This window comes from Sphingomonas zeae, from assembly GCF_014197135.1.
GTDB lineage: Bacteria > Pseudomonadota > Alphaproteobacteria > Sphingomonadales > Sphingomonadaceae > Sphingomonas > Sphingomonas zeae.
Genome location: NZ_JACIFA010000017.1, coordinates 23,620 through 45,025 on the forward strand (window position 1 = coordinate 23,620; position 21,406 = coordinate 45,025).

21 protein-coding genes are annotated in these 21,406 nt (G+C 64.7%); 11 read left to right on the forward strand and 10 right to left on the reverse strand.

All coding sequences use genetic code 11. The features are described from left to right. Positions 1 to 25 precede the first annotated feature (25 nt). From GGR45_RS17340 to GGR45_RS17355, 4 genes are read left to right on the forward strand one after another with little or no spacing between them, the layout of a single operon-like run. Entirely contained in the window at positions 26 to 1,237 is a 1,212-nt protein-coding gene (locus tag GGR45_RS17340; RefSeq protein WP_175310659.1) for a hypothetical protein, read from the forward strand. Next, positions 1,234 to 2,349 (forward strand): glycosyltransferase family 4 protein, encoded by a 1,116-nt coding sequence (locus GGR45_RS17345; protein WP_175310660.1) that lies wholly within the window; start codon positions 1,234 to 1,236, stop codon positions 2,347 to 2,349. Before GGR45_RS17340 ends, GGR45_RS17345 begins: the two co-directional genes overlap by 4 nt. Continuing rightward, positions 2,349 to 3,179: a glycosyltransferase family 2 protein gene (locus GGR45_RS17350; RefSeq protein ID WP_175310661.1), complete on the forward strand. Its 831-nt coding sequence runs from the start codon at positions 2,349 to 2,351 to the stop codon at positions 3,177 to 3,179. The genes GGR45_RS17345 and GGR45_RS17350 overlap by 1 nt, the downstream gene beginning before the upstream one ends. Continuing rightward, positions 3,176 to 3,931, forward strand: coding sequence for a glycosyltransferase family 2 protein (locus GGR45_RS17355; protein WP_175310662.1), 756 nt, complete (start codon positions 3,176 to 3,178; stop codon positions 3,929 to 3,931). The genes GGR45_RS17350 and GGR45_RS17355 overlap by 4 nt, the downstream gene beginning before the upstream one ends. Before the next feature lie 267 nt (positions 3,932 to 4,198). On the opposite strand, the gene GGR45_RS17360 is transcribed toward GGR45_RS17355, so the two are convergent. The 7 genes from GGR45_RS17360 to GGR45_RS17390 all read right to left on the reverse strand — a co-directional run bounded on the left by GGR45_RS17360 (position 4,199) and on the right by GGR45_RS17390 (position 12,377). Next, positions 4,199 to 5,020 carry a helix-turn-helix domain-containing protein gene (locus GGR45_RS17360; RefSeq protein WP_175310663.1) on the reverse strand — a complete coding sequence of 274 codons (822 nt, stop codon included), beginning with the start codon at positions 5,018 to 5,020 and terminating at the stop codon, positions 4,199 to 4,201. Positions 5,021 to 5,495: 475 nt separating this feature from the next. Beyond that, positions 5,496 to 6,443, reverse strand: a complete 948-nt coding sequence (locus GGR45_RS17365) for a replication initiator protein A (protein ID WP_175310664.1) — start codon at positions 6,441 to 6,443, stop codon at positions 5,496 to 5,498. 281 nt (positions 6,444 to 6,724) lie between these two features. Continuing rightward, a complete protein-coding gene (locus GGR45_RS17370; RefSeq protein WP_175310665.1) occupies positions 6,725 to 7,177 on the reverse strand; it encodes a hypothetical protein in 453 nt (150 codons plus the stop codon). Positions 7,178 to 7,700: 523 nt separating this feature from the next. After that, positions 7,701 to 8,903: a replication initiator protein A gene (locus tag GGR45_RS17375; protein ID WP_175310666.1), complete on the reverse strand. Its 1,203-nt coding sequence runs from the start codon at positions 8,901 to 8,903 to the stop codon at positions 7,701 to 7,703. Between the two features lie 76 nt (positions 8,904 to 8,979). Then, positions 8,980 to 10,029: a ParB/RepB/Spo0J family partition protein gene (locus GGR45_RS17380; protein WP_175310667.1), complete on the reverse strand. Its 1,050-nt coding sequence runs from the start codon at positions 10,027 to 10,029 to the stop codon at positions 8,980 to 8,982. A gap of 173 nt (positions 10,030 to 10,202) precedes the next feature. After that, on the reverse strand, positions 10,203 to 11,393 hold the full coding sequence (locus GGR45_RS17385; RefSeq protein ID WP_175310668.1) for an AAA family ATPase: 1,191 nt from the start codon (positions 11,391 to 11,393) through the stop codon (positions 10,203 to 10,205). A gap of 246 nt (positions 11,394 to 11,639) precedes the next feature. Beyond that, positions 11,640 to 12,377: a glutaredoxin family protein gene (locus GGR45_RS17390; RefSeq protein WP_175310669.1), complete on the reverse strand. Its 738-nt coding sequence runs from the start codon at positions 12,375 to 12,377 to the stop codon at positions 11,640 to 11,642. A gap of 63 nt (positions 12,378 to 12,440) precedes the next feature. Between GGR45_RS17390 and GGR45_RS17395 the strand changes: the two genes are divergently transcribed. Then, positions 12,441 to 12,851, forward strand: a complete 411-nt coding sequence (locus GGR45_RS17395) for a MerR family transcriptional regulator (protein ID WP_175310670.1) — start codon at positions 12,441 to 12,443, stop codon at positions 12,849 to 12,851. Positions 12,852 to 12,979: 128 nt separating this feature from the next. On the opposite strand, the gene GGR45_RS17400 is transcribed toward GGR45_RS17395, so the two are convergent. Further along, positions 12,980 to 13,852, reverse strand: a complete 873-nt coding sequence (locus GGR45_RS17400; protein ID WP_175310671.1) for a hypothetical protein — start codon at positions 13,850 to 13,852, stop codon at positions 12,980 to 12,982. 74 nt (positions 13,853 to 13,926) lie between these two features. After that, complete coding sequence (locus GGR45_RS17405; RefSeq protein WP_175310672.1) at positions 13,927 to 14,646, reverse strand: tetratricopeptide repeat protein; 720 nt, start codon at positions 14,644 to 14,646, stop codon at positions 13,927 to 13,929. A gap of 177 nt (positions 14,647 to 14,823) precedes the next feature. On the opposite strand from GGR45_RS17405, the gene GGR45_RS17410 reads away from it, so the two are divergent. From GGR45_RS17410 to GGR45_RS17425, 4 genes are all read left to right on the forward strand, one after another. Beyond that, entirely contained in the window at positions 14,824 to 15,339 is a 516-nt protein-coding gene (locus tag GGR45_RS17410) for a hypothetical protein (protein WP_175310673.1), read from the forward strand. A 57-nt stretch (positions 15,340 to 15,396) separates the two neighbouring features. Next, positions 15,397 to 16,734: an ABC1 kinase family protein gene (locus tag GGR45_RS17415; RefSeq protein ID WP_175310674.1), complete on the forward strand. Its 1,338-nt coding sequence runs from the start codon at positions 15,397 to 15,399 to the stop codon at positions 16,732 to 16,734. A gap of 319 nt (positions 16,735 to 17,053) precedes the next feature. Next, positions 17,054 to 17,695, forward strand: coding sequence for an SOS response-associated peptidase family protein (locus GGR45_RS17420; protein ID WP_175310675.1), 642 nt, complete (start codon positions 17,054 to 17,056; stop codon positions 17,693 to 17,695). Between the two features lie 185 nt (positions 17,696 to 17,880). Beyond that, a complete protein-coding gene (locus GGR45_RS17425; RefSeq protein WP_175310676.1) occupies positions 17,881 to 19,146 on the forward strand; it encodes an MFS transporter in 1,266 nt (421 codons plus the stop codon). Between the two features lie 3 nt (positions 19,147 to 19,149). On the opposite strand, the gene GGR45_RS17430 is transcribed toward GGR45_RS17425, so the two are convergent. Next, positions 19,150 to 20,136, reverse strand: coding sequence for a helix-turn-helix domain-containing protein (locus GGR45_RS17430; protein WP_175310677.1), 987 nt, complete (start codon positions 20,134 to 20,136; stop codon positions 19,150 to 19,152). A 183-nt stretch (positions 20,137 to 20,319) separates the two neighbouring features. Between GGR45_RS17430 and GGR45_RS17435 the strand changes: the two genes are divergently transcribed. Together GGR45_RS17435 and GGR45_RS17440 are read left to right on the forward strand one after the other, a co-directional pair. Beyond that, positions 20,320 to 20,670, forward strand: a complete 351-nt coding sequence (locus GGR45_RS17435; RefSeq protein WP_058746727.1) for an antitoxin Xre/MbcA/ParS toxin-binding domain-containing protein — start codon at positions 20,320 to 20,322, stop codon at positions 20,668 to 20,670. Between the two features lie 19 nt (positions 20,671 to 20,689). Beyond that, positions 20,690 to 21,208: an RES family NAD+ phosphorylase gene (locus GGR45_RS17440; RefSeq protein ID WP_175310678.1), complete on the forward strand. Its 519-nt coding sequence runs from the start codon at positions 20,690 to 20,692 to the stop codon at positions 21,206 to 21,208. Positions 21,209 to 21,406 lie beyond the last annotated feature (198 nt).

A 21,406-nucleotide genomic window follows, 5' to 3' on the forward strand; every position in this document is an offset into this window, starting at 1 on the left:
AGTACGCCGGCCGTTCGAGAGTGTGATGCTACTTTTCTTCATCTTGGCCATGCTTTTTATCCTACATGCACAGTTCCTCATAAGGAATATTGTGTTTGGAACATATGAGTCTACTTTTTTTCAGTTCACCCAGTCTTATCTTTTTGACAGACACATTGCCACTTTAAGCCTTTTATTCACGGTACTCTGTGCGGCCGCCTTTACGGTCAGCTATAGATACATATATGGCCAGCGTTTACAGCCAGTCCAGCTCGCACCGGTAACTGGCAATAATATTGACGCTATAATGCGTATTTGTCTATTTTTTGGCCTTACGCAGGCAACGGCGAATTTCGCCTTGGCTTATATATCCGGATTTCAATATCAAGCCATGGCGGAGACGTTGGAATCCAGCGCATTCATATTCGAACTTCGCATTATATTTCTGCTCTGCTTTTCTTATCTTTCGTTGAATGTAGCACCCCGAACATTGTGGCGCGGTCACCAATATCGCTTCTTCCGTCTTGTGGTGTTTGTGTACACCTTGTCGGTGTTGGTGGTGCAGTCGCGATCACGCGTGTTCGAGTTGCTCGCAGTTCCAATTTTTGCCTATCTTATGTGGTCGGGGGACAAGGTTCGCTGGCGCTACATCGGAGCGCTTTTGATTGCTCTGACCGTGCCGAACCTGATCGTGCTTGGACGCCTGGGCATGCCGGGGAGCTTTGGCGCTCTGATGAGTGGCTTGTTTTCGATCGAATACAGCGTCATTCTCAACAACATCTTGGGCGGTGCCATCGAACACCGTTATGTGGTGCAAGAGCCGCTGACATTCCTCAAGTCGCTCTGGCTCATCATCCCCTCTCCCGTGCGCACCCTACTCGGCATCGAGGTTATCAAGAGCGAAGCCTATGATGCGCTGGTTCATATCGCGGATGTCCGCAATGGCGGTTATTCCATGTTGGCCGAGATGTTCCAGAATTTCGGCTGGTGGTCTTTCCTGGTGTTCGCCCTGATGGGCTGGATCATTGGTTGGCTAAACAAGCGTGCATTCTATGTCGGCCATGCCGATATCTTCGCTGCCATGGCACCGTTGATCTATACCGGTTTCATACTCGGACTTCGCAACGACTTTGGTGTTTTTCTGAAGTTTGCTATTCAGTTGTTGTTGATCGCACTGTTCCTGCGTGTCCTGACGCCACGGGCAGCCCTTAAGGCGGTTACGCCAGCCTCCACCCGATCGGATTCGAAACCCAAATGAGTGGTATCTCTACGACCGCGCCCGACAGGTTGGTCTTCGACAATATCGTCTTCTCGCTCCAACGAACCGGCGGAATCAGTCGGTTCTGGTCGAAGCTGGTCGAACGGCATGAGGGAAACCCGTCGGCCCGCTTTGTCGAACATGCCTCGCTGATCAATCTCTACCGAGAGACGTTGGCATTGGCGCCCCAAGCCATAATATCCGATCATCGCCTTCCGCTCCGTGTAGCACGTTATCTGGATTTCCGCCGGGGATTTGGTGGAGAGCGGCACATCTTTCATTCAAGCTACTACCGCTCCAATCGCCATCCTGACGCGATCAATGTTGCCACCATTCATGACCTGATTTACGAAAAATTCGAACGCGGGTTGGCTCGCACTGTCCATATCCAGCAAAAGTCGCGCGCTTTGCGTCTCGCCGACTGCCTAGTCTGCGTATCCGAAGCGACACGTCGCGATCTCGTTGAGCATTATCCCTTCTGCAACGACAAGCGGATCGAGGTCATCCCCAATGGCGTGGATCCCACCGACAGCGCGATCGAACCACCGGTTCTGCCCGCCGCACTGACGGGGCGGCGCTTCATATTGTATGTTGGCCACCGCGGTGCCTGCAAAGGATTTGACCGGACCTATGATCTGCTCTGCGCCTTGCCGAGTGACATTGCCTGTGTCGTCGTCGGGAGCGGCTTTTCGCCGGAGGAAACACGCGCGATTGCAGCACATGGTCTTGCCGATCGGTTCTTTAGCCTTGGCCGCGTGGACGATGCGACCTTGTCTGGTCTCTATGCGGCTGCATCGTTTTTCTTTTTCCCGTCCCTATACGAAGGCTTCGGCATTCCGCCCATCGAAGCGATGCAGCATGGCTGTCCGGTACTTGCGACGAACCGCTCTTCCGTTCCCGAGGTCGTGGGGGATGCGGCGCTGCTGTTCGATCCTGACGATCGCGACATGATGATACGCCATGCCCTTGTCATTTTGTCGGGCGCAAACATCGAGGCGCTGCGCGAACGCGGCCGCGCTCGCGCAGCAATATTGGAATGGCGCCACGCATTGGACCGATACGATGCCCTGTACGCCGATCTTCTGGCTGATATCGGCCTGAGGAAGAACTGATGTATTCGGTTGTAATCCTGACGCGTGACGAAGCGGTCAATATTGGTGATTGCATCGCCTCCATCCCAACCGACGACATTGTCGTGCTGGACTCCCATAGCACGGACGATACCTGCGACATTGCGTCGGCCGCTGGCGCCCGCATATTCAAGCGGGACTTCGACAATTATGCAGCCCAGCGCAACGCCGCGCTCGATCTGCCCGGCTACCGTCATCCGTGGGTTCTGATGCTGGATGCCGACGAGCGTATGACACCCGCGCTTCACGCCGAAATCGTAAGACGCCTCGGTACGGCAGGCCCCGATATCGGGATGTTCCGGATGCGCCGCCAGGACATGTTCTTGGGCCGTTGGCTACAGAGAAGTTCGGGCTACCCTACATGGTTCGGCAGACTATTGCGACTAGGCTCTGTCCGGGTGGAGCGGGAGATCAACGAGGAATTCTGCACATCACTGGGCATTGGCGAGTTGGAAAACCACATCATCCATTTTCCGTTCAACCGCGGTATCGCCTATTGGTTCGAACGCCATAATCGCTATTCGACAATGGAGGCACTAGTACTGGCTCAGGAAAGGTCTCGCCCTATCGCATGGCGCGACCTTTTGTCGGGTGACCCGCTGGCACGCCGGAAGGCAGCCAAGCAGCTCGCCTATCGTATGCCCGGCCGCCCGACACTGATCTTCCTGTACCTATACGTGCTGCGCGCCGGTTTTCGGGACGGCCGACCGGGTCTGTTGTTCTGCCGCATGCGAACTCTCTATGAGCGCATGATTGATCTTAAGGTATCGGCTGCCCGGTACTCCTCATCCAGCGAGAATCGCCTGCCATGAAAGTTTCGGTGGTTACAGCCGTCTATAACAATGTCGCCGAGATCGAGACGGCGATTACCTCTGTCCTGTCGCAGCGTGGCGTAAATGTGGAACTGGTTGTCGTCGATGGCGGCAGCACCGATGGAACATGTGATGTGCTGGACCGGTACCGCAATCACTTCGGAGCCTATGTCTCCGCGCGCGATGGCGGCATATATCCGGCTCTGAACCGCGGGCTTTCGCTGGCGACAGGAGACTATGTCGGCTTTCTCCATTCAGATGATCTTTTTGCATCGGTAGATGCCTTGGCAACGCTGTTCGGCGAACTGGGCAGCGCGCGGCCGGACGCGGTCTGGGGTGATTTGGACTATGTTCGCAAAAAAGATCCAACTGCCATCGTCAGGCATTGGGAATCTACGCCGTTTACATCGCGACGGTTGCGCTTCGGATGGATGCCACCTCATCCATCGCTATACGTGCGCCGAGATCGCTTCCTAGAACTTGGGGGCTTTGACCAGACGATGCGGATCGCTGCCGACTATGACTTTATTTTACGATTGTTCGGAGGTGGCGGTGATTTCCGCTACTTTCCGGGCACTATCGTCAAAATGCGTATGGGTGGCGCGAGCAATCGTTCGGTATCTGCGGTCATCCGTAAGTCCCGGGAGGACGCGCTTGCCCTGCGTCGTGCGGGGATTCCGGTAATTCCTGCCATTCTGGCAAAAAACTTTTCTAAGATTCCACAGCTCCTGCCTTGGCGGCGCCCCGCCTGATCGGCGGCTACGCCGGCCCTGCCATTTGGATAACAAAGTCGCATGCTTATCGGTAACATACCAGTAAGCTGAGGTGCATCTCCACTCATCTGATCAGTGGAATTTACCGCCCAAGGTCCGTTCGCATTCAAACAGCGACGGAGGTGAAATGGTAGGCTGCCAACCCGATTACTCCCCATTCGGAAGCAAAGCGCCGACAAAGGCGGCGCTTCCAAAACTGGCGGCTGGGCTTATCGTGCCGTTCGCAGGATTGCTTCTCCAATGACGTCACCTTTGCATGTTGTATGGCGAGACTGAGGCAGCTTGCTCTTGATCTAATGGATCCAGAAGGGGTTCAGGACACGAATGAGACTCACGTAAATCCGACTGACGGTCGAGCGCGGCACCGAGTTGGGCCAGCATGCGTCCCAGTGAGCCGCCCACGGTGAAGTGCGCCAATTCGCGGCACGACAATTGGCCCTTCAGCCGTTCCTGCTCCTCCTCCTGGTCCGCGACATGCTGGAGCGCATCGTCGGGCGCTGGCGCGGGACGCAGCCAGCGGGGGAGGAGCGACAGCAGCTTCTTCGGGGCGACAGGACGATATGCGTTGGAGGTCTGCTCGAACCGCGGCCCCGGCCCCTGTCCTTCCACGCGGCGGAAGCGGCGTTGGCGGACCAGGAAGCCGGCATCCTCCAGGATCTGGAGCGCGCGGGCGACGGTGGCGCGGCCCAGCGCGGTCGCCGATGCCAGCCGGTCATAGCTGGGATAGACCTTGCCGCCGTTCAGCCGGGCGAGCGTGCAGAGTTCCTCGTACACCCGCACCGCGCCCGCGGTCAGTCCGGCGAGCAGCTTTTCGGGGCCGGTCAGCTCCCTGCCTTGCCCCCGTGCCTCGCGCTTCACCCGGCGGCCGGTGTCGAGCGCCACGCGCGCCATGCGGATCAGCCGGTCGCACTCGCCCTTGGCGGGCTTGGCGAAGAAGCCGTCCTCGAACGTGCCCGCCTCGATACTGCCGCGGCGCACGCCGGCACGGCGGGGTGCTGTACCCCCCTGCCCTCTTGCCACCTGGGCGAGCACGCGCGTCGTCGCTTCACCAAAGGTGAACGCCGTCATCTTCCTTCCCCTTCACATCCGGGGCCGGACCAAAAAAGGACAAAGAAAGGGCGTGGCGCGAAGCGCGCATCCTTGAACCGCAAGGGCGACAGGCGTATCAGGAGGAGGTGAGTGACACCCCGGATCGACGTTTGGCGACGTCGCTCCTTCTAAACCTGGGATGCCCGGCCTTCGTGCCGGGCTTTCCTTTATGTGGTCACGACCGCTCCCATATGCTGTCCAGACGCTGCCCCAATGCAGCACCGCAGATCTCGACCTGCGATATGGGTTAACTTCGCAGTAAATCTCCGATTAGGAAAGCAGTCGGCATTCGTGCTTTCGAGTAGGAATTCAAAAAAACACGCCCGAAACGATCGAAATCGGGCGTGTCATTCGTGCTATCGAGTATCAATTGGGCGAAGACTTCGTGCTATCAAGTATCAATTCGGACGCACAATTCGTGCTATCGAGTATGAATTGACCGCCCTGGCGCGAATCACGCCTCGAGGTGATTCGCATCCTCGCCGGAAGGCTCGCTCAGCGCCTTGGGACGCGCGGTGATGATGACCTTGGCGGAGGGCGCACGGCGCCCACGCCCCCTGCCCTCGGCGGGCTCCTCGGCCTCGGCATCCTCGACCAAGGCGACCTGATAGTCGGGGATGGCGTCGGCCTGGGCGATCGCCTTCATCGCGGCGCGGAAATTGGCGAGCGGGTTCTGATAGCCGACCTGGAGCCGGAAGGTCGCCAGATCGATCTCCAGCCGCCCCTCCTCGGCGGTCGCGCAGGCGACCTCATAGATGCGCCGCTCGACGGGGCCGAGCTGGAAATAGGCTGCGGCATAGGCCAGCACCTGCTTGTCGCGCAGGATCGCGCGGTGCAGCCAGTCGCACAGCCGCACCTTCACCGCCTTCAGCCGACGCTCGCCGCTGCGCGTCTTGGAATAGTGCAGCCGCGCCTCGGAGAGCCAGGAGAAGAAGCCCTCCTCCCCTTCCCCGCCCGCCTCGATATTGGTCTTGATCTGGGTGCCCTGCAGCCGCTCCAGCGCCTCGGACAGCCGTTGATAGGAACGCGCCGAATGGTTCGCCCCCGTAACGGAAAACAGGTCGTGCGCGGTGAAGATGAAGTCCTGCCCCACCTCCTCGCTGCGCTCGATCTTCCCCGCCATCAAGCTGGCGATGTAGAGCACGATCTCCTTGTCATAGATGGTCGCCACCCCCTTGGCCGATGGGCGCACCTCGATCGCGACATTGGCATGTTGATAGGTCAGCGGCTTCATCCAGGCGGTCTTGCTGAGCGCGAAAAAGGGAAAGGCCATCAGCGAGCGCTCGCCGCGGATCTCGCTGGTGAGAGGGCTGTCGAGATAGAACAGGTCGCGTTGCGGGCGCGCGGCCGGGCGGGCCGGTGCGGTGTCTTTTTGGGGCGGGGAAGTGGGCGTTCGCGTCATGTTTGAATTCATACTCGAAAGCACGAACTTTGGGGAGGGCAAGCGGGGAGACCCTTGGGAAATAGGGGTCAGGCGGCGTTCCATTCGTGCTTTCGAGTATGAATTGGGTGATCGCGACGAGGATGGTGGATCGGAATGACGTGACATGATCTGTCACGTGCCCCTCCCCTTCAGCGGCGGGGTCGGGGCGGAGCCTTTCCATCAGCGATCCGCCCGTCGAAGCGCCCCACCCCCCTGCCCCTCTCTGAAGGACAGAGGGGATCGTCTCTGCCCCCATTTAGTCAGGCGAAAAGGTCGCGTATCGCACGCGACCGGAACTGATTGCGCAACCGGCGTCGGCGATGCTCGTGCGCGTCGTGGCGCATGTGACAGGCCTGGCAGAGTGCGGCGAGGTTGCGCGGCCGGTTGTCGCCGGGGTCGTGGTTGAGGTGTGCGCTGGCCAGGATCACGCGGGTCCGACGGAATGGCAGCGGCGGTGCGATGCCTGCCAGGCCCGGCTGCGCGTGGATCATGGCGGTGGGGCTGGGCAGTGCCCTTACCCCCCTGCCCCGGCCGTCCCGCCAGCGGGCGCGGGTGTCGTCCCACCAAGTTCCGTCGCCGAGATGCACGATGTCGCGACCGTGAGGCCGGCCGCAATGCTCGCATTGCCCCTTGGCGCGGTCGAAGCGGATCAGCGCGGACAGCTCGCGCCAGTCGATCGGGTAGAGCCAGCGATGTTCGCGTGCGATCGGCATGACCCTTTGTGAATCGACAGGCGGCGAACCCAAAGCGAAAAGGCGACTGATTCAGAAAACTCATCAAACTCTATGAAAAAAACTTACAAAACATATCTCGGGAGTTAGAGCGTTAGATGAGATTTAAAGGGTTAAGCCCGGTTTTCCACAGGCTAAAACGCAGAATTCGCTCGCTTTTTAGGGACCTTCGCGTTCCCGACATATCGACTATCTGTTCCTGGAATATCGTGATGGCCGTTCCCGATGTATCGCCCGACCGTTCCGGGAGTGTCGTTGCCCGTTCCCGATATATCGAAAAGGCGTGACGGACGCCGCTGGAACGGGTCGGATTGAATCAGTTTTTGACCGATCGCGCGTGGTGAGGTTCAAAGTTGCAACCCGCCGCTACGCGCGATCGGAATGAGGATCGAATACGCGATATTTCAGGAACGCGTATGGGCTACGCATCCCCCTCCTGCGTCCTAATTTTAGCGGCTAAAATGTCGGGGAGGGGGCGGCATCGGCGCACCCCCCTCCCCTCTCGTCAGCGTAGCAGGTGCCGGTTCTTGGCGTCGAAGCGGCGCACGTAGCCGATGAAGGCGTTCTGATAGCTGACCGGCGTGCGGGCGGGATCGCCCTCGACCCAGGCTTTGAATTCGGCGTGCAGGGTCTGATAGTCCCAGCCCGGACATTCGGACCGCAGCAGCGCCAGCGTCGCGTCCGTGATTTCCCCGAAGGTCGACCGGGTCGACAGGCTTTTGACGCTGCGCCGGATCAGCGCGCTGGCATCCAGGTCGCGGTCGGCGGGGGGCGGTGGAGTGTCCTCCGGCGTCGATGCCTTGAGCTGTCGGGCGGCAGCGGCCTTGGCCTTCTTCGGGGGGGCAGGTACGGCTGGCGTGGCCCCCTCCCCTTCCGCCCGCCTGCGCATCCTGAGGCTCGGCTCGCGTTTGCCCTCGGCCTGTTCGAGCGTCAGGGCATAGCCAGGCAGCTCGTTGCGTTCGGCGATCTTGGCGATCTCGAACTTGAAGCGGCGATATTGCCCTTCGGCCCCGGATTTCTCGAACAGGGTCGGCATGGAGATGGCGAAGCCCCCCTCCCCTGCCCCGCCGGCATGTTTGCGCGCGACTTTGTACAGCCAGCGCTCGCGGCCGCCCGAAATGTCGAAATAGGCGCGGTCGATCGACAACACGCCGCCCGTCATCATCACGCCCTCGTAGAACCAGCTCGACAGCTCGATGGTCATGCCGCGCGAGCGTTCGGTCTTTTCGTCGACCAACTGGGTCCAGCCGTCGAGCCAGCTGAACGTCGCCTCGCGCCGGTTCTCCGCCCGGATATTGGTTTTGACCGTGGTCGACACCAGCCGGTCGAGCGCCTGGCCGAGCAGCTCATAGGCGCGTCCCGTCGGCTGGCGGCCGATCGCGCGGAGCAGGTCATAGGGCATTAGGTGCAGCTTGCGCGGCACGTCGTTGATCCCCCGACGCGCCATGTCGGCCAGCATCGAGGCGCAATAGATCAGGATGTCGGCATCCCAGATCGTTGCCATGCCGTAATCGGGATTGCCCGACACATGCACCCACAGCTTGCCGTCGGGCGAGCGGTAGTCGATCGGCTTGACCCGTTTCGACTTGGCCAGGCTGAAGAAGGGCCGCTCCATCATTTCGCGCTGATCGCGCAGCGGCAGGTCGGCGAGATAGGGCAGGAACAGCTCGAACTGTTCGGCCGATCCGTCCTTGGGCTTGGTGCTCATGCGGCATGACCCCGGCGCATGTTTCCCCGGGGAAACATGCGGGATGGGCGGACGACGGTGTTTCCCCGGGGAAACATCAGGGTTGAAGCCCCCTGCCCGTCTGTTCGAGATGCTCCAGAGCACCGCGCAGCGCCTTCACGATTTCCTCGACATCCGCGCCTGACCCGGCGTGCAGCCGCACCGTCACGCCCTGGCGATTGGCCGACTGGACCGACAGCACGGGGCGGCCATAACGGTTGTGATAGCTGTAACGCTCCGGCTCGCCGTCCTCGCCCGCCATCATCTTCGCCGCCCCCAGCAACCGGCGCAGCACGTCCGCTGCGGGAATGGCGGGCTCGCCCGCCTCGCGCCGGGCCGTTTGTTCGCGCGCGATGACCCGCGCCACGCCGATGATCGCGCGCCCCTCGCCCTTGTCCTGCATCGCCTGCGCCAGCGCATAGCCGGGCTTGAGCTGCACCTCATGCGGCGAGGCAAAGGCGGCGATCACCTCGTCGGGCAGCGCGGCCACCTTCAGCATCTTGGACAGCCAGCCCTTGGACAGCTTCAGCCGCTCGGCCATGCGGGTCTGGTGGTTGCCATAATGGGTGGTCAGCGCGGCCAGGTAATTGCGCGCCCGCTCCAGGTCCGAGACATCGGCGCGTGCGCGGTTCTCCAGATCGGCGAGGCGGAACGCGGCTTCGTCGTCCAGTTGCGCGACCTGCGCCACGAACATCATGTCGGGATAGCTGTTGGCGCGCAGCCAGCTGATCGACCAGTGGCGGCGGGTCCCTGCAATCACCTCATAATCGTGATCGGGATCGCCCTCGACCCGGCGGACCACGGCGGGGACCTTCTGCCCCCCCTCGGCGATGATCGAGTCGATCAGTTCGCGGCAATGCGCCTCGGTCAGCAGATCGTAGTTGCGGGCATTGCCCGACCAGATCTTCACCCGCGCCGGGTCGAGCAGCAGCTGCGTGACCTGTCGCACCTCGCCGCTGGCGACGCGGGCGAGCGCGGACTCGCGCCCCAACAGCGTGGTGGTGCGGACCCGGTCCGCCTTGGCCTCGTGCGCCGGGGCAGGGGAGGGGGCATCGCCCTCTTCCTCCGCCAGCAGAGCCGCCAGATAATCGGATTGTTTACGCGCCATGGATTTCCTCCCCGGCAGAACATTGCAAGAACATCATCGTGTAGGAAAGCGGGGATTTTGCGGTGCCAGCTCGCTCCCCCTCCCGGCCACCCACACGGTATGCTGATGGGAGGTCGGGAGGGGGAGTGGGCTGGCACTGCCCCGAAACGCGCTCTTTCGCGCGTTTCGCAAACTCAAGCCGCCGCATGGATCACCGCCTCCTCGCTCAGCGGTTCGACCCGGCCCCAGCCCTGACGGACCAGCTGCTCGACCTGACGCAGCGCCTCGTCCAGATTGGCGCGGCAGCGTTTGTGCGTCTTGGGCGTGCCGATCGGCTTTTCCAGTTCATAGACGGTCATCATCCGCATCGCGGCATGGCTGATTTCCGCGGACTCCAGGATGGGGACGGGGAGAAGCGCGGGGCCGAAGCTCTGTTCCATGATCGCGCGGACCATGGCGTGGCTGGGGTCGTTGCCGTCGAACTTGGAACAGATCAGCCGGACGAACTGGTAATCGACCTCGATCCCGGCACCCGTCAGCTGGTTGAGCACCTGATCCATCATCGACAGGAACTGGACGGTGGAACAGAAATCGGGCGTCGTCGCCGCCATCGGCACCAGCAGGGCGTTCGCCGCCTGCATCACCGCCAGGCTGATCGTGCCGAGCGCGGGCGGCGGATCGAGCAGCACCACATCATAGTTGCGCGCCAGATCGGCCAGCCCGGCCTTTAGCTTGCGGAAGCGCGCCGCCAGCACCGATCCGCCATCGCTGCCCGCTGCGGCCAGCTCATATTCTACGTCGAACAGCTCCAGGTTCGACGGGATCAGGTCGACATTGGGCCAGGGCGTCGGCTTGACCGCATAGGCCAGGTCGCTCTGCGTCGGGTCGATCGACAGATAGGGGTAGAGCGTCTCTTCGCGTGTGACGTTGAAATGCGGGTTGAAGCCGAACAAGGTCGTCGTCGTCGCCTGGCTGTCGCAATCGACGACCAGCACACGATAGCCTTGAACCGCGAAATAATGGGCAAGGTGGGTGGTCACGGTCGACTTGCCGACGCCGCCCTTGAAATTCTGGACCGCGATGATCGCGGGAATATCCAGCGGCGCGCGGGCCGGTGAGGCGCCCAGAACCTCGCGCATGTGCAGCAGTTCTTCGACCGTATAACCCTGACGACGGCCATTGTCGGTGGTCGGGGCGGGGGGGAGGCGGCCATCCTCCTCCGCCATGCGGATGCGGTTGGTCGAACAACCGAGCAATTGCGCGGCCTCCGCGATACCGAAGCGGACGTGCAGACCTTTCCGGCTTTCGGGTAGGAACGCCTTGCGCCGCAGGCGCTCGATCATCCGCTCCCCCGCGCTCGCCAGATCGCCAATCTGGGACAGCATTGCATGATCTTCCGCCACTCACACACCCCTTGAAGCTTTTGGTGGTGGTTAATGGCAAAGTTCATTCAATCGGGCAAGGTGGGGGAGGGCGGGACGATGTTTCCCCGGGGAAACTTAATCCTCCCCGGCACGGGGAGGGGGACCGCCGCGAAGCGGTGGTGGAGGGGGCGTGCCACACAGGACGTCCCTTGCGGAAACCCCCCTCCGTCAGCGCTAAGCGCTGCCACCTCCCCGTGCCGGGGAGGATCATCGGGACACCATCCACACCGCCATCCCGATCATCATCAGATTCTCGGTCAGCGACAGGAAGCCGAGTGGCACGTTGCTCGATCCGCCGACACAGGCGCATTTCAGCTCGCGCCGGTCGATATAGACCGCCTTGACCACCGACACCGTGCCGACGCCCCCGATGAACAGCGCGATCGGCACCGACAGCCAGGTGAGCACGCCTGCAATCATCAGCACCCCCGCCAGCCCTTCGGCAAAGGGATAGACATAGGAATAGGGCACCCAGCGCTTGGCGAGCAGGTCATAGTTCAGGAACATCGTCGCGAAGCTCTCGACATTCTGGAGCTTCAGCAACGCCAGCACCGCCATGCTGAACGCGACGAACCATTCGACCGCGCGGAGCGTGAACGGCGTGGCATAGACCGCCTGGCTTGCCGCCAGCGCCATCAGCGCGGTCATGACGAACAGGGCGATAACCGGGCGGTAGCTGGTCGCCTTGGGATCGGCGACCCGCTTGCCGAAGAAGCGGCGCAGATCGTCATAGCCGCCGACCCGCTCGCCCCCGACAAAGATCTGCGGCGTGGTCTTCACGCCATGCTCGGCCTTGAAGGCGTCGGTCTCCTCGCGGGTGCGCAACCAGTGATCCTCGACCGCATAACCCTGTCGACGGAGCAGGTCCTTGGCTTTCAGGCCGTAGGGGCAGGTGTGGGTGGGCATCACCATGCGGTACAGCGTGGCTTTACGGGTCGCGGTCATGGTCCTTCTCCGGCTGGGGTCCATGCGCCATATGGCATCCGTACCATGGTACGGAGTCAAGACATGGCCGATTTGACCATCGCCGGACTGGCGCGCGAGGGCGGGGTGGGGGTGGAGACGATCCGCTATTACCAGCGGCGCGGGCTGATGCCCTTGCCCGAACGCGCGCCGGGGCCGGGCCGGGCCGGGGGTATACGCCGCTATGGCGAGGACGATGTGCGGCGGTTGCGCTTCATCCGCGCAGGGCAGGGCGCGGGCTTCACGCTGGAGCAGATCGGCGAGCTGCTCGCGCTCGACGCGACCGACGACCGGGCGCGGGTGCGCGAACTGGCGAAGACGCGGATCGCCGCACTCGATGCGCAGATCGCGGGGTTGCAGAAGGCGCGGGCGTCGCTGGCGCATCTGGCGCAGGAATGCGGGCGCGGCGGGGAGGGGCCTTGCCCGATCCTGCTGTCGTTCGAGCACACCCTCTGATCCTCCCCGGCACGGGGAGGTGGCAGGGCGAAGCCCTGACGGAGGGGGGCTTCCACAAGGGGTTTCCTGTGCGGCACGCCCCCTCCACCACCGCTTCGCGGCGGTCCCCCTCCCCGTGCCGGGGAGGATTAGTGGGGCCAATAGCCTGTGCGGATCAGGAACGCGCGCAGCGACTCCGGGAAGTCCTTGAAGCGCCGTCCCTTGTCCGGCTGCCAGACGGCACCGCCCCGCTCATAATGCGCCAGCATCCTGGCCCAGGCGGCCTTGAACCGCCCCGCGCGGGCGGCGTCGGCGACATAGGCGGCGCAGGCGCCGTTGCGGTAGGTTTGCGTCGACAGGCAGCGCGGCTCCAACCGCGCCATGTCGGCCGCGAAGACCGGACGCAGCGCCGGGTCACGGCTTTCGTCGACGACGCGGCCTTGCTTGACCGCGAACACGCGTGGCGGGCGCGGGGTGCAGGCGTTGCAGCCGAAGGCGTTGCCGAACGCCCCGTCCTCCAACGTCAGGTCGATATACCCGTCCCCCGACAGGTCGCGCGGTTCGTCGGCGATCTGGCCCTGCAACGGGTGGTCCGGTGTTTGGGGGAGGGGAAGGACGCGATAGCCCGCCCCGCTCGGGACTAGGAACTGCATGCTCAGAGCACCCGCCGATCCGCCCGACTGGCTTTCGACTATGACGCCGGGGCGGGGATCGCTGCGCCCGAACCGCACGACCGCGATCCGGGCATAGCCGCTCTGCCGGTCGGTCGTCACCGACATCGGTTCGACCCCCGTCGCCTGTACCGTGACTCGCGCCTGGTTGTTATAGCCGTCGCCGCTGCACCCGCCATCGCCCACGGGATGCGCGGGGCAGGGCAGGGGGGCGACCTCCACGGTCACGCCGCCCGAGGTGAAGGCCATCGGCGCGCGGCTCGACGGCAGCCAGGTCTGGAAATGGCCGATCGGCACGGCCGCCTCCGCAGCGCTGGCGAAAAGAAGCGCAGGTAGTAGCAGAAGATGCATGGGAATCACCCGAGAGGACGGGACCGTCCCGGCGCGATGATGCGAAGGTCCGTATCGATCCGCGAGCGGCCCGATCAGCTGGCCGTCGGCTTCGCCTTGGCGCGCTGCTGCGCGATATAGCCGAGCTCGTGCTGTGCGACGGCATCCTTCGGGTTGATCGCCAGCGCGTCGCGATACCGCTTCTCCGCCTCGTCATAACGGTGCAGCTCGGTCAGCGCATAGCCCTGGCAGCGCAGCGCCGCGCCCTGTTGCCTCGGCTTGAGCGCGGGATCGGCGATAGCCGCCGCCTCGCCCGCCTTGGTGCAGATCGCCAGCATGTGCGGCCAGTCCTTTTCCAGCCGGATCAACTGGCCATATTCGGTCTGATACTGTGCATACATCGGCGCCAGCGTCAGCAGGCGTTCGTAGATCGCCTTGGCCTCCGCCATCCGGCCGAGATCGACCAGCGCATAGCCCTTCAGATAGAGCGCGGTGCAATAGCCGGGCGGCACCGCGACCGCCGCCACCTTATCCTTGGCCGCCATCGTCAGGTACAGCAGCGTCTCCTGCACCGACATGCCGCAATAGATACGCCGGGTTTCCCGCGCGAGGTCCGCGTCATAGGCGGCAAGGACGGGGGCCAGCGCGTCGATCGCCGCCTGGGGCTGGTGCGCGCGCACCGCCTGGGCGGCGGCTTGGAGCTGCGGCATCATTCGCTGGTCGAGCGACGGGGCCTTGTCGGCGGAAGGCGGGGCGGGCGGTGGGGTCGCCTGAACCGCCAGGACGAGCGCCGCGATCGAAGACAACAGGCTCATCGCCAACCCCCTTTGAACATGCGGACCCCGCACGGTTCGGGACAAGTCTATACCATCGGCCCCGGCGGACTCCTGACGGCATCATGACGAAAATGTACCGGACGGCGGGCATCCGATGCCTCGACCCATTCCGATCGCAGGCATAGGATCGGCCCATGGCGTGATAGGACATGGTCTATGGGGGCATGGGGCGCACTGATCATGAGCTTCTTCGGCGCGGTGTTCGCTTCGATGACGCTATATTGGCAATGGCACCTTCACGGGGTCGCTCTGGCTGTGCCCTTTCTGGGGTTCATCCTGATCGGTATCGCCGCGAACCATGTGATCCGCATGCCGGGGGAGGGCGTCAAGCCGTCGCCGGGCGAAGAACGCGCCATCATGTGGAGCAGTATCGGCGAAGGCGTCGGTCTGTTCCTGGCCGCCAACATCGTCATGAACCTGCATCGGCCCGATCTTCTTTTGCCGTCGATGGCGCTGGTGGTCGGGCTGCATTTCCTGCCGATCGCTTTCGCAGGCAATTTCCGTCCATTCTATGCTCTGGGAACGGCGCTGATCGTCGCAGCGATCCTGGGCTTCGTCATCAAAGCTCCGACAGGCGGCGAGGTGGCGGGGTTGATGGCCACCGGTGGGCTCTGGCTGGCGGCCGGCATGGCCCTGCGTCGCGACGGATTGGCAAAGGCGCGCACGGCCTGACCTGGCGATTGGCGCGCGGCGACGGAACCAACCCGCAGCCCCGCCGCTATGCCCGGCATGGCCCATGACGACGACAAGCCCATCCACCGCGCCGTCCCCAGCGGTCGCTTCGCCCGTGCGGGCGCGTTCGGGCGGCTGGCGGGTGGGGTCGCGGGCGGGATGCTGGCCGAGGGGGCGCGCCGGCTGGCGAGCGGCGAGCGGCCCAAACTTGGCGACCTGATGCTGACGCCGGGCAATGCCGCGCGGGTCGCCGACCGGCTGTCGCACCTGCGCGGCGCGGCGATGAAGCTGGGGCAGATGATCTCGATGGATGCGGGCGACCTGTTGCCGCCCGAACTCCAGGCGATCCTCGCCCGGCTGCGCGACCAGGCGTACCGGATGCCGCCCGGGCAGCTCGACAAGGTGTTGAAGGCGCAGTGGGGTGCAGACTGGCGACGCCGCTTCCGCCATTTCGAGGCCGCGCCGATGGCGGCCGCCTCGATCGGGCAGGTCCACCGCGCGACGCTGCCCGATGGCCGGGTGCTGGCGATCAAGGTGCAATATCCCGGCGTGCGGGACAGCATCGGCTCGGACGTCGACAATGTCGCGACCTTGCTGCGCGTGTCGAACCTGATCCCGCCCGCGATCGACCTCAAGCCGCTGCTCGAGGAAGCCAAGCGCCAGCTGGCCGAGGAGGCGGACTATATTCGCGAGGCCGAGCGTATGCAGGCTTATGGCGAGCGGCTGGCGGGGGATCCCCGCTATGTCGTGCCCTTGCCCGACGCCGCGCTGACCACGCCCTTGGTGTTGGCGATGGACTTCGTGCCGGGCCAGTCGATCGAGACTTTGGTCGAGGCCCCCCAAGAGACGCGCGACACCGCGATGACCGCGCTGATCCAGCTGGTCCTGCGCGAGCTGTTCGACTTCGGCATGATGCAGACCGATCCGAACTTCGCCAATTATCGCTGGCAGGCCGACACCGCCGAGGGGACGGGCCGCCTCGTCCTGCTCGACTTCGGCGCGGCGCGCGACGTGCCGCCCGAGACCGTCGCCTCCTATCGCCGGTTGATCGAGGCGGGCCTCGCGCATGACCGCGACCGCATCCGTGAGATTGCGGTGGAGACGGGCTTTCTGGGCGCAGCGGCGGTCGCCGCGCACCGCCCGGCGGTCGACCGGATCATCGCCGCGATCGACGACACGATGGCGCGGCCCGGCGCCTTCGACTTTGGCGACCGCGCCTTCGTGCCGGTGGTGCGCGAGGAGACCAAGGCGATGATCGCCGACCGCGCCACCTGGCACGTCCCGCATGTCGAGACATTGTTCGTCCAACGCAAGATCAGCGGCACCGCCTTGCTCTGCGCTCGGTTGAAGGCGCGGGTCGATGTGCGCCGGCTGGCGGCGGAGGCGATTGGTTAGAATATGGCCGCCTATCTTTTCTCCTCGCCCCTCACAGAGGGAAGGGGAGAAACGGGCGCCTCTTCTGTCTTGGCGGAGGTTCCCTGCCCAACTGTCTCAACCGTGAGACGTCACCACCTGCCCCATGGGCAGTGCCAAATGATTGACCTACAGACTTAAAAGTGAGGCGGGCGATGTGTCCCAACCATGTCGTCCGTCTCACCCCATTCCAGCGTCAAAGGCCGATCGTGCGCGTCTCGTCTCTTGCCATTCCTTTGCCATGCCATCGGAACCGGCACGGACTCTGCGCCGCGACGGCGTTCGCCATGATCGCGCCATCATGACCATGATGGACCTCACCCTGCGCGGGGCGGCCAGCGATCGCGCCACGCTCGACCGCACCGCCGAGGATCTGTGCCGCAGCTTCGCTATCAGCTGGACCGCGCAGGCGTCCTGGGGCACCTGGTCGGAACTGGCCGACCTGCGCTCGGGCCATCCCGCCTTCGTCATCCGCCATACGCCCGAAGGGGCCGGGCTGGACACGCAGCGCTGGGGAATCGGGGAGGGGAGGGAGCCGACCACCCGGATACCCGGCCTGTCGCTGCCCTGGTGGCGTCGCCTGGCCGAGCGTCCGGCGCAGCGCTGCCTGATCCCGCTGACGGCCTGCACCATGGCGTCCTCCGCGCGGCCCGGGCGGGATCGGCGCGCGACCTGGTTCGCGCTTGCCGACGCGCCGGTCTTCACCGTGGCGGGGCTGTGGCGCGACAGCGGCGATGCACGCTGCTTCGCGCTGGTCGAGTGTGAGGACGGCGACCTTTCGCCTATGCCCATGATCGTCGCGGCTGCGGACCGCGAACGTTGGCTGCACGGGTCGATCGAGGACATCGCCGCGCTGCAACGGCCATGCCCGCCCGAGATGCTGCGGATCGGACTTCCCCGTCCCACGGCCCCTGCTTATCGGCCGCTAAACGCCCCCTTCTGAGGTCGTATTTCCCCTATCCCCTTGGTGGTGGAGAGGGTTGCGCAGACTGGGGCTTTGCGACAGCAATGACCTGGTCGGAGCAGGATGAGGGGTGCGCGCGCGGGCCTTTGGCTCGCTCAACCCCTCACCCAAGCTCCGCCAACCCTCTCTGCCCAGGGGGAAAGGATCCATAGAAGGGAACCCCAGTGCCGCTCTCGCTCCCGCATCGGGGTTATCGCATCGCGATGCTGATGGCGCTGGCGCATATGCTGGCGGTGGGTGACCGTTTCCTGCTGTCGATCCTGATCGAGCCGATCAAGGCCGATCTGGGGCTGGGCGACGCCGCGATCGGGGTGTTGCAGGGACCGGCCTTTGCCTTCGTCAACGGCGCGGCGGTGGTGCCGATGGTTCTGCTCGCCCGGCATTGGCCGGTCGCCCGGCTGCTCCCCATCGCGCTGCTGGGATCGAGCGTGGCGACGATCGCCTGCGCACTGGCCGGATCGGTCGGGATGCTGGTCCCGGCGCGGATGCTGCTCGGGCTGGCGCAGGCCGCGATCGGGCCGGCCGCGATGGGACTGATCGTCGCCGCGATGGTGCCGGCGCATCGCGGGCGGGGGATCAGCCTGTTCACCGCCGGCGCCGCGCTGGGGCGGGGGCTGGCGCTGATCGGGGGCGGGGGGCTGCTGGCGGTGTTCGCCCTGCCAGCGCTTTCGATGCTGCCGGTCGCGCCGTGGCGGCTGACCTTCGCGACCGCCGGGCTGCTCGGCCTACCCGTCGCGCTCCTGATCGGGCGGCTGGCCGAACCGATGGGGCAGCGCGAGGATCGGCGCGGGCGGATGGGCGCAGCGCTGCGCCACATGATCGCCGACCGGGCGATGCTGGCGCCGCATATCCTGTCGGCGCTGTGCGCGGCGCTGGTATTGCAATCGCTGACCAGCTGGTCGGCCAGCCTGTTGATCCGGATGCACGCGCTGCCCCCGCCCCTGGCGGGCTTTCAGGTCGGGATCGTGATGATGCTGGCGGGGGCAGGGGGCCATGCGCTGGGCGGTGTGCTCGCCGATCGCCCGGGGCGGGCGCGCGCGCCCGTGCTGATGCTGATCGGGCTGGCGCTCTGTGCGCTGGCGCTGTGGCCGCTGACCCGGACGGATAGCCTGATCGTGGCCGTCATGGCGCTGGTCGTGGCGGTGGCCGGGCTGTCGATCGCGCTCGCCAATGGCATGATCGGGCTGCAGGCGCGCATTCCCCCGGCGCTCAGGGTCGAGGGAACCGCGATCTTCCTGACCATCGTCACCCTGCTTGGCACCGCGCTCGGCCCCTGGTGGGTCGGGCTGGCGAGCCAGGCGATCGCCGGGCCGACGGGCCTTGCCGAGGCGATCGGCCGGGTGCTGGGAATGACCTGCCTGCTGGGCTGTGGTGCCGCCTGGGTGGCGGGACGGCGGGTGACAATTCCTCCCCTTGCCGGGGCGGCATAGGATTCAATCCAATTCCTGCATCCACCCGTTCCACCGGCGCGTGCCGGTCTCGACCGGGTCGCCGCGGTCCTGGCGGAGGCGCGCGCGATAGGCGGCCGGGTCGATCCCCTGATCGGCCTCGAAAATCCGGATCAGCGCGGCCGCGCTGCCCAGCCCGTATGTTTCCGCCAGCGCGTCCAGATCCGGCTCGGCTGCCCCCTCCAGCGCGCGCCGCACCGCATCGATGCGGCGACGCCGGACATGGCCTGCAATCCCGCCGGTCCGCTCGTACAGCCGGTACAGCGTCGCGCGCGACACGCCGACCCGCTCGGCGATCGCCGCGCCGGTCAGCTGGCGATTGGCGATCTCGCGGTCGATCAGCTGTTCGACCGCCTCGCGCCGCAAATGGTCCTGCCGCCGCGCCTCGACGGCCAGGTCGCGCGGGCCACCCAGGGCGGTCGGCAACAGTTCGATCAACGCGCGCGCGAACGCCCCGTCATGCCGGTCGTCCAGCGTCGGAGCATGGCGGACCAGCATCTGCAGAAACTCGCCCAGCATCGCCGTCTCGGGCGCATGGACGACCATCCCGTGCAGCGCGCCCAGGCTGCCCAGCGCCGCCAGCATCAGGTCGCGCGCGATGCTGGCGGTGATGAGGTGCAGGTCGCGCGCCTCGGTCCGGTGGCCGCGTCTGGTGTCGAGAAAGACGATGTCGCCCGGCCCGGCCCGCTCGAACCCGCTGCGCCCCTGGCCGATCAGCGTGCCCGACAGGACATGGTGCAGGACGATATGGTCGAACCCGTCCGCCGTCACCCGCTCCTCACGGACATGCGCCATGCCCGACAGCTGCCGGTCGAACAGCAGCATGTGGCGAAACCGCCAGCCGGTGACGCGGGCGTGAAAAGGCCCGTCCAGCCGCTCGACATCGGCGCCCTGCGCGTAAAGCTGGCGATAGCCGGCAAAGGCGAGGTCGGGCGTCATGCCCTCGCTGGAAAAGCCGATCGCTTCCTTCAATCGCTGCCCCCGGTCATTCGTCCCCCCTCGATACTGGGGCCGGGAGTATTAGGGCGATCTGGATCAATCCGCCATGGCCGTCATGGCCTCCTATTTGCGGGCGCGGCTTGAAGATCGTGCAAGAAACAGGCATATTCCGTGCACGATGTTTGCACATGGGAATTTACCGGAGAGGATCCGCTGATGATCGCCGCCTTTCTGGACGATATCCGCGATCACGACATGATCGCGCCGCGCCGCCTGGCCGAGCGGCTGCGCCTGCCGCTGACCCGGCTGGCCAAGCTGGCGCAGGTCAACCGCAACACCATGGCCGCCAAGCCGGGGAGTCCTGCGGTCCAGGCACGGCTGGGCGAGATCGCCCGGATCATCGCGCGCGCGGCCGAACTGTCGGGCGACGAGGGGCGCGCGATCATCTGGTTCCGCCACCAGCCGCTGCCCGGTTTCGGCAAGACGCCCGAACAGCTGGTCGAGGAAGGCCATGCCGCGCTGGTCCTGCGCGACCTGGATCGCATGGCCGAGGGCGTCTATTCCTGATCGCCGCGAGCGAACGCGGATGCCTTATCCCCTGAAGCCCTTGCGTTGCCCGCTCTGGCGGATGCTGACCATCCGCTATCAGCGTGATCCGTTATCGGGGGAGGGGGCGCGGCTGCATGGCGGCCGCTGGAACGCACCGGGGCAGGCGGCGCTGTATCTGGGCACCGACCACGCCACCGCCATCGCCGAATTCTACCAGGGGCTCGCCAAGCCGGGCACGCTGGCCCCTTACCGCCTGGACGCGACGGCGATCGCCGACCTGACCGACGGACAGGGCCGGGCGGCCGACGACACGGTCGCGCAGGCCATGGCCGCGCCCTGGAAACACATCGCCGAGATCGAAGCCGGCATCCCGCCGAGCTGGATGCTGACCGCTTCCCTCATGGCGGCGGGTGCAGAGGGCGCGCTGGTCCCCTCCGCACAAAATCCGGGCGGCACCGCGCTGGTCCTGTGGCGCTGGCACCGCTTGGGCGACGACGGGGAGGGGGCGGCGCTGGAGTTGCTCGATCCCGACGGAGTGCTGAACCGGCCGCATTAGTCGCCACGTCCGGCGATATATTTGCCCTGACAAAGCTTAGATGCGTGATCGCCAATGAATAGGCAGCTCATAGCCTTGCGATCAGCACCCCCTCATGATGACGATCCGATCATGAAAGGCGTCGTATAATCGCGTGCACTGTCTCTATCTGAGCATGACGTAGTCGTCATGATTTCCCGTGACATGAATGTAATTTCA

Bases quoted from the DNA above. Each gene is read 5' to 3' on its own strand.
- GGR45_RS17435 (WP_058746727.1), top strand. From the start codon at position 20,320: ATGATCGCCGCCTTTCTGGACGATATCCGCGATCACGACATGATCGCG.
- GGR45_RS17380 (WP_175310667.1), bottom strand. From the start codon at position 10,029: ATGGCGCGTAAACAATCCGATTATCTGGCGGCTCTGCTGGCGGAGGAA.
- GGR45_RS17360 (WP_175310663.1), bottom strand. From the start codon at position 5,020: ATGACGGCGTTCACCTTTGGTGAAGCGACGACGCGCGTGCTCGCCCAG.
- GGR45_RS17345 (WP_175310660.1), top strand. From the start codon at position 1,234: ATGAGTGGTATCTCTACGACCGCGCCCGACAGGTTGGTCTTCGACAAT.
- GGR45_RS17340 (WP_175310659.1), top strand. From the start codon at position 26: ATGCTACTTTTCTTCATCTTGGCCATGCTTTTTATCCTACATGCACAG.
- GGR45_RS17420 (WP_175310675.1), top strand. From the start codon at position 17,054: ATGACCATGATGGACCTCACCCTGCGCGGGGCGGCCAGCGATCGCGCC.
- GGR45_RS17400 (WP_175310671.1), bottom strand. From the start codon at position 13,852: ATGCATCTTCTGCTACTACCTGCGCTTCTTTTCGCCAGCGCTGCGGAG.
- GGR45_RS17410 (WP_175310673.1), top strand. From the start codon at position 14,824: ATGGGGGCATGGGGCGCACTGATCATGAGCTTCTTCGGCGCGGTGTTC.
- GGR45_RS17395 (WP_175310670.1), top strand. From the start codon at position 12,441: ATGGCCGATTTGACCATCGCCGGACTGGCGCGCGAGGGCGGGGTGGGG.
- GGR45_RS17370 (WP_175310665.1), bottom strand. From the start codon at position 7,177: ATGCCGATCGCACGCGAACATCGCTGGCTCTACCCGATCGACTGGCGC.
- GGR45_RS17415 (WP_175310674.1), top strand. From the start codon at position 15,397: ATGGCCCATGACGACGACAAGCCCATCCACCGCGCCGTCCCCAGCGGT.
- GGR45_RS17385 (WP_175310668.1), bottom strand. From the start codon at position 11,393: ATGCTGTCCCAGATTGGCGATCTGGCGAGCGCGGGGGAGCGGATGATC.
- GGR45_RS17355 (WP_175310662.1), top strand. From the start codon at position 3,176: ATGAAAGTTTCGGTGGTTACAGCCGTCTATAACAATGTCGCCGAGATC.
- GGR45_RS17405 (WP_175310672.1), bottom strand. From the start codon at position 14,646: ATGAGCCTGTTGTCTTCGATCGCGGCGCTCGTCCTGGCGGTTCAGGCG.
- GGR45_RS17440 (WP_175310678.1), top strand. From the start codon at position 20,690: ATGCCTTATCCCCTGAAGCCCTTGCGTTGCCCGCTCTGGCGGATGCTG.
- GGR45_RS17365 (WP_175310664.1), bottom strand. From the start codon at position 6,443: ATGACGCGAACGCCCACTTCCCCGCCCCAAAAAGACACCGCACCGGCC.
- GGR45_RS17350 (WP_175310661.1), top strand. From the start codon at position 2,349: ATGTATTCGGTTGTAATCCTGACGCGTGACGAAGCGGTCAATATTGGT.
- GGR45_RS17390 (WP_175310669.1), bottom strand. From the start codon at position 12,377: ATGACCGCGACCCGTAAAGCCACGCTGTACCGCATGGTGATGCCCACC.
- GGR45_RS17375 (WP_175310666.1), bottom strand. From the start codon at position 8,903: ATGAGCACCAAGCCCAAGGACGGATCGGCCGAACAGTTCGAGCTGTTC.